Source organism: Paenibacillus sp. XY044 (genome assembly GCF_002257645.1).
Classification (GTDB): domain Bacteria; phylum Bacillota; class Bacilli; order Paenibacillales; family Paenibacillaceae; genus Paenibacillus_AQ.
In genome coordinates this window covers 40,178-52,788 of the sequence record NZ_NQMO01000004.1, presented here as the reverse complement: position 1 = coordinate 52,788, position 12,611 = coordinate 40,178, and the positions used below count along the sequence as shown (strand labels likewise).

At 54.8% G+C, this 12,611-nt stretch carries 13 protein-coding genes and 1 pseudogene; 4 read left to right on the top strand and 10 right to left on the bottom strand.

The genetic code is table 11. The features are described from left to right. Window position 1 precedes the first annotated feature (1 nt). Complete coding sequence (locus tag CJP46_RS17740; protein WP_076176780.1) at window positions 2-292, bottom strand: YerC/YecD family TrpR-related protein; 291 nt, start codon at window positions 290-292, stop codon at window positions 2-4. Between the two features lie 539 nt (window positions 293-831). Then, window positions 832-1,068 carry a hypothetical protein gene (locus tag CJP46_RS17735; protein WP_094596970.1) on the bottom strand — a complete coding sequence of 79 codons (237 nt, stop codon included), beginning with the start codon at window positions 1,066-1,068 and terminating at the stop codon, window positions 832-834. Between the two features lie 238 nt (window positions 1,069-1,306). Between CJP46_RS17735 and CJP46_RS17730 the strand changes: the two genes are divergently transcribed. After that, the gene (locus tag CJP46_RS17730) at window positions 1,307-1,900 is read left to right on the top strand and encodes a hypothetical protein (RefSeq protein ID WP_094596969.1); all 594 of its coding nucleotides are present in this window, start codon (window positions 1,307-1,309) and stop codon (window positions 1,898-1,900) included. A gap of 301 nt (window positions 1,901-2,201) precedes the next feature. Here the strand turns inward: CJP46_RS17730 and corA are convergent, their stop codons facing one another. The 4 genes from corA to CJP46_RS17710 all read right to left on the bottom strand — a co-directional run bounded on the left by corA (window position 2,202) and on the right by CJP46_RS17710 (window position 6,340). Continuing rightward, window positions 2,202-3,161: a magnesium/cobalt transporter CorA gene (corA, locus tag CJP46_RS17725; protein WP_094596968.1), complete on the bottom strand. Its 960-nt coding sequence runs from the start codon at window positions 3,159-3,161 to the stop codon at window positions 2,202-2,204. A 215-nt stretch (window positions 3,162-3,376) separates the two neighbouring features. Beyond that, a complete protein-coding gene (locus tag CJP46_RS17720) occupies window positions 3,377-4,366 on the bottom strand; it encodes an inorganic phosphate transporter (protein WP_094596967.1) in 990 nt (329 codons plus the stop codon). A 16-nt stretch (window positions 4,367-4,382) separates the two neighbouring features. Then, window positions 4,383-4,997 carry a DUF47 domain-containing protein gene (locus CJP46_RS17715; protein ID WP_094596966.1) on the bottom strand — a complete coding sequence of 205 codons (615 nt, stop codon included), beginning with the start codon at window positions 4,995-4,997 and terminating at the stop codon, window positions 4,383-4,385. A gap of 230 nt (window positions 4,998-5,227) precedes the next feature. Next, window positions 5,228-6,340: a DUF3048 domain-containing protein gene (locus tag CJP46_RS17710; RefSeq protein ID WP_373558019.1), complete on the bottom strand. Its 1,113-nt coding sequence runs from the start codon at window positions 6,338-6,340 to the stop codon at window positions 5,228-5,230. Window positions 6,341-6,908: 568 nt separating this feature from the next. Between CJP46_RS17710 and CJP46_RS17705 the strand changes: the two genes are divergently transcribed. Further along, window positions 6,909-7,454, top strand: a complete 546-nt coding sequence (locus CJP46_RS17705; RefSeq protein ID WP_094596965.1) for a DoxX family protein — start codon at window positions 6,909-6,911, stop codon at window positions 7,452-7,454. A 244-nt stretch (window positions 7,455-7,698) separates the two neighbouring features. Here CJP46_RS17705 and CJP46_RS17700 read toward each other — a convergent pair whose 3' ends face one another. From CJP46_RS17700 to CJP46_RS17690, 3 genes are all read right to left on the bottom strand, one after another. Further along, window positions 7,699-8,478 carry a DODA-type extradiol aromatic ring-opening family dioxygenase gene (locus CJP46_RS17700; RefSeq protein WP_094596964.1) on the bottom strand — a complete coding sequence of 260 codons (780 nt, stop codon included), beginning with the start codon at window positions 8,476-8,478 and terminating at the stop codon, window positions 7,699-7,701. Between the two features lie 177 nt (window positions 8,479-8,655). Beyond that, window positions 8,656-9,486 (bottom strand): alpha/beta hydrolase, encoded by an 831-nt coding sequence (locus CJP46_RS17695; RefSeq protein ID WP_094596963.1) that lies wholly within the window; start codon window positions 9,484-9,486, stop codon window positions 8,656-8,658. A gap of 122 nt (window positions 9,487-9,608) precedes the next feature. After that, window positions 9,609-10,085 carry a hypothetical protein gene (locus CJP46_RS17690; protein WP_094596962.1) on the bottom strand — a complete coding sequence of 159 codons (477 nt, stop codon included), beginning with the start codon at window positions 10,083-10,085 and terminating at the stop codon, window positions 9,609-9,611. A 230-nt stretch (window positions 10,086-10,315) separates the two neighbouring features. On the opposite strand from CJP46_RS17690, the gene CJP46_RS37145 reads away from it, so the two are divergent. Then, window positions 10,316-10,438, top strand: coding sequence for a hypothetical protein (locus tag CJP46_RS37145; protein ID WP_256992409.1), 123 nt, complete (start codon window positions 10,316-10,318; stop codon window positions 10,436-10,438). Window positions 10,439-10,518: 80 nt separating this feature from the next. Then, entirely contained in the window at window positions 10,519-11,184 is a 666-nt protein-coding gene (locus CJP46_RS17685) for a DUF1129 family protein (RefSeq protein ID WP_094596961.1), read from the top strand. A gap of 141 nt (window positions 11,185-11,325) precedes the next feature. Here CJP46_RS17685 and CJP46_RS17680 read toward each other — a convergent pair. Next, window positions 11,326-12,536, bottom strand: a pseudogene (locus CJP46_RS17680) (chromate transporter). Window positions 12,537-12,611 lie beyond the last annotated feature (75 nt).

Below are 12,611 nucleotides of genomic sequence, written 5' to 3'. Positions count from 1 at the left end.
ATTAACGCCCGAGACGCTCTAACGTCATTTTATACCCTTCGTTGCCATAATTCAAACAGCGCTTCACCCGTGAAATGGTGGCCGTGCTCGCTCCCGTCTCCGCTTCGATCTGATTGTACGTGCTGCCCTTGCCGAGCATGCGCGCCACTTCCAGACGCTGGGAGAGGGATTGGATCTCGTTGACGGTACATAGATCGTCGAAAAATACGTAGCATTCCTCTACATCTTTTAGCGTTAAAATGGCTTCAAATAATTGGTCGATGCTTTTATCATTAAGTTTCTTCAGCTGCACTGAAATATCATCCCCTATTGTAACTATTGCCTATTCAGGATTTTGCTCCCGTCACAGGGTCTTTCCACATTTAATATCGGTCAATCCGTGTTCAAATGATAGTCCTCTATGTACTCCCATTGTACCGAGCCGGTATGAACTTTTCAAGCGTTAACGGATTCACGCACTGAAGAGTTGCATGGCAGCAGGCCGAATAAAGCGCCATTGTTCAGCCGCCCGGTCCCGGATACCCTTCTACGGTTAAAATGCATAGAACACCACCTTCCAGTTGAAAGCGCTTAAATTATACCTCATCCGGGCGGCCTTGTACATGTTTTGGTGGATCATTTCCATTTCTCGACGTTTGATTCAGATTGGAGTCAGAATTGCGATTTGCGACTGGCGATATTCCTCCCCACACTCACCCGCACCATCCGGGCCACTGCTGAATCTTTTATGATAGAGGCCCCGTTATCCTTGAATGTGGATTTTTATCCAAAAAGAAAAAACCGCCTTATATGGCGGCATAGCGCGTTGCGCTGCTGTGTTGTCGTGCCCGCTCATTCCGGACTCGGAGGTCCTTCGTTGGCTTGGGCATTCTTCTCCTTATGATAGTCCTCCCAGATCGGAGCGATGTATTGTTCCAACGTATTGATGATGTCGTTTCTCCGGCTTTCTTCGATATTGACCGTGTCATTTAAAATATCGTTTCGAATTCGGATGAGCACAAATAAAGGAGGCAACTCAACTTCACGCAGAGCCTGAATCATGTTTACTTCTTGTGGCGTCATATCCATAACCGCATCTTCCCTTTCAGTTCGAGATGAAGTCATTATAAACGCCGACATTAGTGTTAGGGTCAAGCGAAAATAAGCCGCAGTTCAGCAATGCCACCCGTTCCCTCCGCTTGCTTCCACGCCCCCTGGGCATCCGCCCGTTTCCGCTCCTATCCCTGTCTACCGGGCTAACGTCCATACATTATGTTTGCCCAGCACATACAGTATAGTAAATCATTCCAAAAAGGAAAGTGATATCATGCCTGAGCATTACTACCATAAGCCAAAGGCAAAGCCAAAAGGTGACCAGCGCTCGCTGAACGAATTTGCCTCCCCATATCCGCAGTCCCCGTATCCCGGTATTCAAGGCTATCCCGACTTTGGAGTAGGCGGAGGCGCTCCTGGATTTGCACCTTATTACGGGCCTGAAGGGCTGGCAGGTACGGCGGAGATCATCCCGCCCGTTTCCGCAGCCGCCTCCGCGGCATCCGCAGCTCCCGCTGCCGCCGCAGCGGCAACCGTCGCGCCGGTGGCTGCCGCAGCCGAAACCGCCAAGACCGGCTTCTCCCTCGCCCAGCTCGGCGATCTCAAGGGACTGATCGACCGGGTGGGCGGCATTGACGGCATTGTGAACTCCGTCGGCAAGTTCCAGAAGGTGATGACCGGCATGCAGCAGATCGCCCCAATGTTCAAGCTGTTCGCGGGTCTCGGTAAAGGCAAGACCAACAGCAGCGATGACGGCAAGTACAAATCGCGCCGGAAGAAGAAGTCCAAAAAGTCGACTTCCAAGAAGAAATCGTCGTCGAAGAAGGGTACGTCGAAAAAAACCTCCAAAAAGAAAAAGAACAGCTGACGCCAATAGGCCACCACCACTGTCGCTTAAGCGTAGAACGAAGCCTTAGTCGTGTTATGAACCGGTGCCGCTATCACACTCATGCCCTATCCTACTCATCATCCACAACACCGATACCCTCATAACGCCCATTTTACCGAAAGAATGACGAGAATTTCCTCTTCGCCGCCCTCAAGTCCCCAAGAACATAGAAGCGCCAGGTCCAAGCGCAGAAGTCTCAACACTTCCGTGCCTGGTCTGGCGCATTTCGTTCTACGTTAACATTCTCCTGGCCTGACGCATTCCTTTATAGTCATTACACCTATTTGAACCATCCGCGCTTCGTAAACCACAGTACCATGCCCGCCCCCAACACGAACATGAGCAGCATGACGGCAGGATAGCCGTACTTCCAGTCCAGCTCGGGCATATTGACGAAGTTCATGCCGTAAATGCCGGCGATGAGCGTCAGCGGCATGAAGACGACGGTAATGACCGTCAGCGTCTTCATGATCGCGTTCATCCGGTTGGAGTTGAGCGAGATGTAGCTGTCGCGCAGGTCGGCCGTCATTTCGCGGTCGGCCTCAATCATATCGGTCAGCTTGAGCAGATGGTCGTAAATATCGGCAAAATACACCTTATGCTCGGTATTGCTCTGGACATGCTGAGAGTTGACGACCCGGTACAACAGGTCGCGCATCGGCACGATCGTCCGCCGCAGCTTCAGCAGCCGGCCGCGCAAGTCGAACACCTGGTTCATCAGATCCTCGACCGACTCTTCGCCGCCGCGGTTCTCCAGTTCGGCCAGCTCATCTTCGATTTTGTACAAACTCGGGAAATAGCGGTCCACCAAGTGGTCCATAATCGTATATGCGCAGGATACCGGGCCGCGCGCCCAGATTTTGCGGTCATGCGCATGCTGGATGATCTGCTTCCAGGCGTCGTCGACCACCGGCAGCTCTTTGAGATGAAAGGACACGAGCAGGTCATGCCCCAGGAAGAGGTCCACCTCATCCACCCCAAGCGTATCGGGATCGAGCGCATGCAGGACGAAGAACTGCAGATCATCATACAGATCCAGCTTCGGCCGCTGCAGCACATGCATACAGTCCTCGACCGCCAGCGGGTGAAAATGAAAAAACGTATGTAAAAGGGCGGACTCCTCATCGGTCGGGCCGTTGAAATCCACCCACATCCAGGCATAGTCCTCCATTCGGGCCTCTTCCAGTGGAATTCCCGTGAGCACCTCATGGGTATGGGTAATGGCAAGCGTTCGTATCATCGGCGTTCAGCTAAGCTCCCCTCTAGCAGCTTTTGTTCCGGCTCCGAAAGAACGGAGCACTTCATATGTAAGTTATGATCTATCTTAGTATTGTACCGTATCCGTTCGAATGAAGTCACGCCGGCCCATTTTTGCGCAACAAAAAAGCCAACCCTTTGACGATTGGCCCCCACTTCTACTCCAAATGTGCATCTATATGTGATATTTAACCCAGATTAGAAAAGGATTTTAAAGATAATGCCCGCCAGCACCGCTGAAATCGGAATGGTAATGAACCAGGTGATGACGATTCTTCCGGCCAGCGACCATTTCACTTCGGAAAAGCGCTTTGCGCTGCCCACGCCTAAGATTGCAGACGTAATTGCGTGCGTCGTACTGACTGGCAGGTGCAAGAGCGTCGCCGTGAAGATGACGGAAGCGGACGAGAAGTCTGCCGCAAAGCCGTTGATCGGCTCGATTTTGAAAATTTTCGTACCCATCGTCTTGATGATTTTCCAACCGCCGATGGAGGTGCCGAGCGCCATGGAGGTCGCCGCAGCGATTTTAACCCAGAGCGGTACTTCCAGCGTTTCCAGCCGGCCGGATGTCACCAGCGCCAGGGTGATGATCCCCATCGCCTTCTGCGCATCGTTCGTGCCGTGCGTGAACGACTGCAGCGCCGCCGTAATGATCTGCATGAACCGGAAGCCTTTATTGACCGTATGCGGACTGCGTTTGGCAAAGATCCACTTCAGAATCGTCATGACGATATAGCCGATCACGAATGCGATCAAAGGGGATAACAGCAAGCCTTCCACAATTTCCGTAAAACCGCTCCACTTGATGTGGCTTGCGCCTGCTCCGACGTAGACCGCTCCAGCCAGCGCACCGATCAATGCATGCGACGAGGAGGAAGGAATGCCGATCCACCAGGTGACCAGGTTCCAGATGATCGCCGCCAGCAGCGTGGCTATGACGATTTCGAGCCCGTTGTCCAGCGTCGAGGGATCGGTGACACTTCCGCCGATTTTCTTCGCAACGCCCGTGAACAGAATTGCACCGACAAAGTTCATGACGGCTGCAAGAAGAATCGCCGTCCGCGGCTTCAGCGCCCGTGTCGATACGGACGTGGCAATCGCGTTCGCCGTATCGTGGAAACCGTTGATGAAGTCAAACGCCAACGCCAGAATGATGACTATGGTAAGTACAAATAATGATGTCTCCATGTGTCTCCAAAACCCCTTACGAGTTGCTCATAATGATCGATTCCAGCATATTGGCCACATCTTCGCAAGCGTCGGTGGTTGTCTCAAGGCGTTCGTAAATTTCCTTGCGCTTGATCAGCTCGATCGGATCGGTCACTTTCGCAAACAGTTCCTTGATGCAGATGCGAAGCAGCTCGTCGCCCTGGTTCTCCAGGTCGTTCAGGCGGATCGTATATTCACGCATGGCCAGCAGCTTCTTCTGGGACAGCAGGTGGATCGCCTTTTGAATTTCGTATGCCGACTGACGGAGAATTTCCGCGAATTGCACGATATACTCGTCCGGATCCGGGAGATGATACATGTCAAAACGGGAAGCGCAGGCCTCCAGCCCGTCCATCACATCATCCATGGTGGTTGTCAGGTCCATGATGTCGTCACGTTCGATCGGCGTAATGAATGTTTTGTTGAGTTCTGTAATAATCGTGTGCGTGTAATCGTCACATTGCGACTCGAATCTCTTCATTTCGTTGGCAAAAACAAGCACATCTTGCAGATTGGCCACATGCTGGGCGAAATAATCGGCAGCCTGCACAATCGTATCGGCCATATTTTCCAGGGTTTGGAAAAATATGTCCTTCTTCTTCAATCTCATACGATAACCCCTTTACATAAGTTTGCATAAACACTGCAAAAACATGAGAATGACAACCCTTGTTATCTTATCAATCCGTCCCACGGTTTGTAAAGATAAGTGGCTTTCAATTTTAATGCAATGTAAACTCACTGCCGAATTTATATATTAAACTTACCCATTCCCTGCCAAATTATCCGGAAGAGCCAGCATTTTCCGGCATGTTTCGCCATGATCCCCTTGATTTTCCGTCATTTGAGAATATGTAAATGGCTGTCGAAAGAAGGCGCATTCGGCACGATGTTAAAATACGTGGTCCCCGGGTACAGCGGCACCTCCTTGCCGTCCTTCACGAAGCGGATGACATCCCCTTTGGCGCGCACCCACTCGCCCTCCAGTACCTTGCCCCGCTGCAGCAGCACGGCTTTCCCGCCGGAGGATACGTCGATGTCCAGCCGGCCCACATCGTCCAGCACCTTCTGGTCGGCACCTAGCACGATGACGTTCGCCGCGGTCAGCTGCTCGTTGTTGTTCAGGTCGATATGCGGCTTGCCGTTAATGAAGCGCTGATAGAGCTTGGTGGCGGCGTCATATTTATAGGAAACTGTATAGCTTTGGAGCAAAAAGGTGACGTCGACGCCCGCAGCATCCTCGCCATCGGGAACGCTGACGTCCGCCGGATCGTGAAAAGGATACGACTTCAGCTCCACATGCTCAGCGTATCCGCGCTTGTCCGCTCCCTCGCGCAGCTTGTCCGCGCTGGAGTACAAATTGTGCGGCGCCTTGCGGCTCTTGTCGCGCCAGAAGTACGGACCGGCGTTGCTGATCTCGTCCAGGTCCTCCTTGTGCTGGTGCTGGATGATCGCGTAGGCATCGTTGCTGCCCCCGGCATGCACCAGCACGCCGCCGTAGCTTTCGCCCAGATCGATCAGATACGGGCGGATGCTGCGGATCGGCCCGATCGTCCCTTCCGCGCCCCGGCTCTGGAAGATGCCGATCAAGCGCGTAATGCCGCCCTCGGCCAGCACCTCATACACGATGTCGGCCTGGGTCAGGCCCGACTGCGGCCGCGCGGCCGGCGCGTTGTTGATCATCACCGCCAGCGGCCTGAGGTCGGCCGGCTGCTCAACCGGCAGCCCCGTCAGCGGCGCCGTATACGCGGCCTGCTCCTGCTCCACCGCTTCCGGCGGCGCGGTCTCCTCCGGCGCCGGCTCGTCCTGCGCCGGCTGCTGCTCCCCGGCGGCGGGCGGCTGCGACGCCTCCGCCGTCTTTTCGGTGCAGGCGGCCAAGAGCGAGCCGCTCAGCGTCAGGCACAGCAGCGTGCCTGCGAGCCTCCTCCAGCCCGTATTCCACATATCGTTCATTCGATTTGGTCATCCCTTCATCGTAAACTCCCGGTCATCCCCTGCTGTCTTGGTGTGGCTCGTTCACATATGCTTTCCTTCCATTTAATCACAAAAGGGCGGCATCTGTCTGTGTTTCCGGGCAGATTCGCGGGCCGACGGCTCGCACTTGCGGCGTTTGATCCTGTTTTCAGGTCCAAGGCCGACAGATAGGCCTTTGGCTCCGTATCAGGGAGATTTAAGGGCCAGTTGGCGGCGTTATTGCTCCTGATCCCAGGCAGAATGACGGGCCATATTGCAGGCGGGCTACAAGCATACCTGAGGAGACTTACGCGGGATGCATGTACTCCGGATACGGTTACGATGAAGGTTATTTAGTTTTCGGGCTCCCAAAATACCCTGTAATCCGGATAGTTTCCAGCTTATCCTCCGAAGCTTAAAAATATCTGAAATCTTTTTTTCATAATTTGTTGGATCTGTGATTTATGTCACAGTTATTGTGAAATTTTTCACTTATAATAAAGACATCAAAGATGATCATCTTCCAAAAGCAACATCACCTAAAGAAAATAAAGGAGTGGAACAAATCATGTTCAACCATTGGCTTAGAAATCACAAAGTAGCAAGCTGGCTGCTGACCATCGTCCGGATCTATCTGGGGTACAGCTGGATCAAGGGCGGTATCGAGAAACTGACCGGAGGCTTCGATGCAGGCGGATTCCTGCAGGGGGCGATTGCCAAGAGCACAGGCGATCACCCGGCGGTGCAAGCATGGTGGGCAACGTTCCTGGAACACGCCGCCCTGCCGGGCGTCAAATTCTTCAACGTCCTGATCCCGCTCGGTGAGACGCTGGTCGGCCTGGGGCTGATCCTCGGCACCTTCACCACCTTCGCCGCACTCATGGGCATGGTGATGAATATGGCCTTCCTCCTCTCGGGCACCGTAAGCACCAACGCGCAAATGCTGCTGCTTGAAATGTTCATCGTCGTCGCCGCAGCCAACGCCGGTCGCATCGGCCTGGACCGCTGGGTACTGCCTTACATCCGCGGCCTGTTCCACCGGCACCATGACGGCATGACCCCTGCGCCGGCACCCGCTCCAGGGATGAATGGCAAGAGCAAGGGCGCCGCGTAACTTCAGGAGCAAGCGGGCGGCCTGCAACCAGCACCGTCCACTGGCTGAACGCGGACACGCGGATGGCCGGATGAACGGATGCGGACCGCATCGCTTTCCCCATATACTGCTTTCGAACGTTCCCCCGTTCAAACTAGAAACGAGCCGGCAAGGATGCCGGCTCGTTTTCGTGTATTATACTGGACTTTCGGCCGTTCGCCGGTCCACTTAGATATGCAATCTTGCTGCAAGCCTTCCGAACGGGTTAAGATCCGAACATCCAGCAGTTCAAGCTGAGGCTTCCATATTGATACGTCTGGATCAGCCGTTTGGCGTTCGCCTCGTCGCTCGCCGCGCCCATCGCGTAGAACAGCGGAGCGAAATGCTCGGTCCCGTAGGACGGAACGGCTTCGCGCGCATGCGGCGCTTTTTTATCGTAGTTAAACAGCTCTTTCAGGTTCCAGGCCTCCAGATTCCGGGCAATCCATTCGTCGAATTCGACCGCCCAGGCTTCCGGTTCATCGCTTTGCGAGATCATCCGCAGGTTGTGAACGAGGCCGCCGCTGCCGATGATCAGGACGTTGTCCTGCCGCAGCTCCTTCAGCATCGCGCCAATGGCGTACTGCTCCTCGGGCGACCGCCGCGAATCCACGGACAGCTCCACGACCGGGATGTCCGCGTCCGGGTACATTTTGCTCAGGATCACCCAGACACCATGGTCCAGACCGCGTCCCAGAACGGGCTCATAATGCAGGTTGCCCGCCTCGAACAGGCTGGCGATTCTTTGGGTGAGGTCTGCGGATCCTTTGGCCGGATAGCGCAGCTCGTACATCGCTTCAGGAAATCCGTAAAAGTCATGCATCGTATCGTGAGATTCGTCCACTGTCATCGATTGCTCAGGACTGTCCCAATGTGCCGAGAAGACGACGACGGCTTCCGGGACCGGCAGATCCCGTCCCAGAGACTCCAAAAAGCGCGAGTACTCGTGATCCTCCAGAGCGAGCATGGGTGAACCGTGGGCTACAAATAGTGCTGGTAATGTCATCGATGTCAACCTCCACACGCCAGTATACGTTGCTGATTCTATTGTACCGTGTATGCGGAGAGATTTCCAATTCTCGCCCGAACATACGGTCCGCCCGCCTGCTCTGGATCGCTGCCCAGCCTCGTTGTCACGCCTCCTGTGCCTGGTGATCGCGTCTGATGCTGAACTGCTGAAGATCTATATCATCCAATGCTGCCATTCCTGCTGGACGGCTTCCTGGTCGTTCAGCCATTCCTTCGTGCAGTGGATCACCTGTCTGCGGTGGGGTCCCGAGGAATACGTGTGGTCCGCCTGGAAAATGATCTCCTTGTCGCAGCGCCCCTCGGTGCGCATCCAGAACACCTTTTGGTACAGGAACGCATAGTCCACTGGGATGGTGTCGTCCGACGTTCCATGAATGATCAAAACGTCGCCGCCGAATTTCACCGCTTCCTGCAGCGGCTGGTACTGACCCAGCGAATCAAAGAATCCTGGGGTGAAGTCATAGCCGAGGTAATCCGAGTACCCGGATTTCACCGCGGTGTCGTATACGTCTCTGCCGGTGATTTTCAAAATATCGCTGAGCGGATACCCAACCGAAGACCATAGCACCAGGCTCTTGACGCGGCGGTCGCGGACGGCCGTCAGAATGGCCACCACACCCCCGAGGCTGTGCCCGATCAAGGTCACGCGCGTCGGATCGACATCCACGCAGCCCATGCCGTAATCCAGCACCGTCCGGGTCTGGGCGATCATCGACTCCAGCCCTTCCATCCCGTAGCTTCCGCTGCTCTCACCGCATCCGGCGTAGTCGAAACGCAGCACCATGTATCCTTCCCGCGCCAGTTCGCGAGCCGTCTTCACGAACAACCGGTCCACGCCGATCCGGCTCCCCACAAACCCGTGGCAGATGATGACCAGCGGAACGCGGTCCTTGCAGCGGCTTTCCTTGCCTTCCTGTTTCACCGGATAATGCAGGCTCGCCACCAGCTCCTCCTGTTCGTGCCGAATCGTAATATTCCGCTCCATAATAACTCCCCCGTTCCCCTAAACATTTATATATTGATAATTCCGATAAGTTTAATGTGATATCGGAATTCATCTTATCATCGCGGGGTGGAGAGTGTCAATTGAAAAAGGTCTGCTGCTCTTTATTCGTAACTGCGGCGGAACATCGAATGGGTTTCCTCGCGGCCTTCCCAATCGGTCAGCAGGCTGTTCTCCGGATTTGCTTCCAGCACGTTCTGCGGATGCCAGCTGCCGCGCTCCTCCCCGGACTCCGGCTCATTGAGCCAGCCGTAAGCTTCGATCCGCTCTTCGGCCATTTCGCTCGCGAGTTCGCTCGCAGCCTGAGGCCCGATCCCGTTATCTTCAGACGCCGGGCCTACGCCCCGCATGCCGGATCCTTCACCGACCGGGCCGATGCCCCGGAGCCCGTTATCGCCGGCGCCATTCGCTTGCCCCACTTGCTGTCCCGACGCAGACGGCTGTCCGCCGTCTTTTCCCGTCGCCAATGCCTGCTCCGCAGCTGCTTCAGGTCCGTTCAGTGACCCCAGCGCGGCCATTTCCACCATCCAGCCTCTGCTCTTGCTGTCCCATACATATTTCTGTTTAAAATTGTCGCTCACGACAAGGTCACCTCCTGGTCAGTTTAAAATTTGGTGCATATTGACCTATTGTCACGCGCAGCCTCGCGGATTATTCGGGGGGCGATAAATGTTCACAATTGACGAAAACGGATGTAAACGGATGTGCTCTGGACCATCGCCGGGCCTTATATGGACACCGCCTGCATGGAAACGAGCCGAGCGGCAGAAACTAACCCTACGGATCATTTTTACGAGGGGATGGATCATCTATGTGGGACCATGTCATGACGTTTGCCCTGGAAAAACCGCTGTCGATCGTCCTGATCGTCTGCGTCATTATCGCCATCATCTATGTGGCGGTGCACTATGAAATGCTCTTTTTCAAGGAATAGAGGGGTGGCGTCCCTGCAAGGCTGCCTTGCAAACGGCCGGGGCTGTTCCTATACTTGTGGTATATGGAGGAGCGTACAGAATGACCATCAAACAAATGATTCAAGAAAATAACCGGCTGCGCGAACGCATGACCCCGGCGAACCGGGATTATGTCGAGGACGTCATCATCGCGGTACGCGGTACCCGGGCGGACCGGCAGCAGGCCGAGAAGAAGCTGCTCGAAGTGGCATCGGACGTTCTGAACGCCCAGGAAACTGGCCGCCCGGCATCCCAGCTGTTCGGCGAAGATCCCGAGGCGTATGCCCGCAGCATCGTGGATGAGCTGCCGAAGCGCAAGCCCATCGAGGGAGCCGCCTATTACATCCTGATGCCTTGGGCGGCATTCACGTTTCTGTTTTTGGTCGAGGCGGTGGTCGGATTGGTCGCCGAGTGGAGCGGCTATGCGGGAGAACCTATCAATCGGATCAGCCTGTTGGCACTGATCGTGTTGGCCGCAGGTTCGATTCTGCTGACCGAGCTCGTCACCAAGACGCTGAACAAGCCGGGAAGCGAAGACAGAGCCGGCAAGCCCAAGATCGATTTGAAAGCGATCGGGGTGTACATACTCATCCTGGTCATCGTCATGATCATCGGGTTCTCGATGCGGACCATGCTGCCTGTCTTCACCGTCAACCCATGGGTCAGCCTGGTGATCGGATTGGTTGGACTGGCCGGGCTGCGGTTTATTTTTCTAAGAAGAGGCTGATTCGGCTAGCGAGGTTGACTGGACAAAGGTGCCCTTGCCTCAATCGCTGCGCGGACAGCCAGAAAATAGCGAAAATCCCCTTTGAGAATGGGGATTTTTCGTTTTGTGATGGTTTATGTTTCGACATCCTCTATGATCCACTCATATCCATCCGATGACCATTCCGGCTAAGGCACCTGCAAGTACGACAACCCAAGGCGGAAGCTTCCAAAACACGAGTAAAATAAATAACAAAAGTGCCAAGGCAAAATCAACCGGTGCCGTAATGGCCGTCGTCCATATGGGAACATAAAATGCCGCTAATAAAATGCCAACGACCGCAGCGTTAATCCCAATCAGCGCACCTTGGACCCTGGGGCTGTTCCGGAGGCCGTTCCAAAACGGCATCGCTCCGACAACCAGCAGAAAAGCAGGCAGGAAGATCGCCGCTGTCGCAACCACCGCACCTGTTATGCCGCCGGACATCGCCCCGAGATACCCTGCAAAAGTAACAACGGGCCGGGAACGGCCTGCGCCGCTCCATAGCCGGCAAGGAAATCCTGCGGACTCACCCACCCCGTCGGCACGACCTCGCGCTCCAGCAAAGGCAATACCACATGACCGCCGCCAAACACCAATGACCCTGAGCGGTAAAAGCTGTCGAATATGGCCAGCCATTTGATATCAAACGTTTGTCTTAGGAGCGGCAGCGCAAAGAGCAGGCCGAAAAACAGAACAAGACAGCCGATCGCAAAGGGTTTGCCCACCGCAATCCGGAGGCTCTGGCTGCTAGGATCCGGACTCTTCCTGTACAGCCAAAGCCCGAGTATTGCCGCGGCGGCAATGATGAGCACTTGAGTATAGGCTGTCGGCCATAATAACACGAGCGCTGCAGCCCCGACTGCGATCGTGATGCGGGACCGGTCGGGGGTCAGTTTTTGGCCCATGCCCAGCACAGCCTGCGCTACAATAGCTACAGCTACGATTTTGAGCCCATGAATCCAGCCTGCATTCGCGATATCGAAACCTTGAAGCAATAAGGCGAAAAGAACCAATACGATCACGGAAGGCAGCGTAAAGCCCAGCCAAGCCATCACTCCGCCCCACAGTCCCGCCCTGACGATGCCAATCCCGATTCCGACCTGGCTGCTTGCCGGACCAGGCAAGAACTGGCAGAGGGCTACAAGATCCGCATAAGCTTTTTCGTCCATCCACTTCCTGCGCCGAACGTATTCGTCGTGAAAGTAACCCAAGTGGGCAATCGGCCCGCCAAAGGAGGTCAGCCCTAGTTTCGTTGAGACGCGAAGTACCTCCCACAGTGAGGCTGATTTTGCATTTGTAACCTCTAATGCTTGTTGTGGTTCCGTATTCAAGCCAATCGCTCCCTGACGTTATTTTGGGGTGCTTGTTACCGGTAAATCAGATCCATCATAATTGTTGTATGTTGT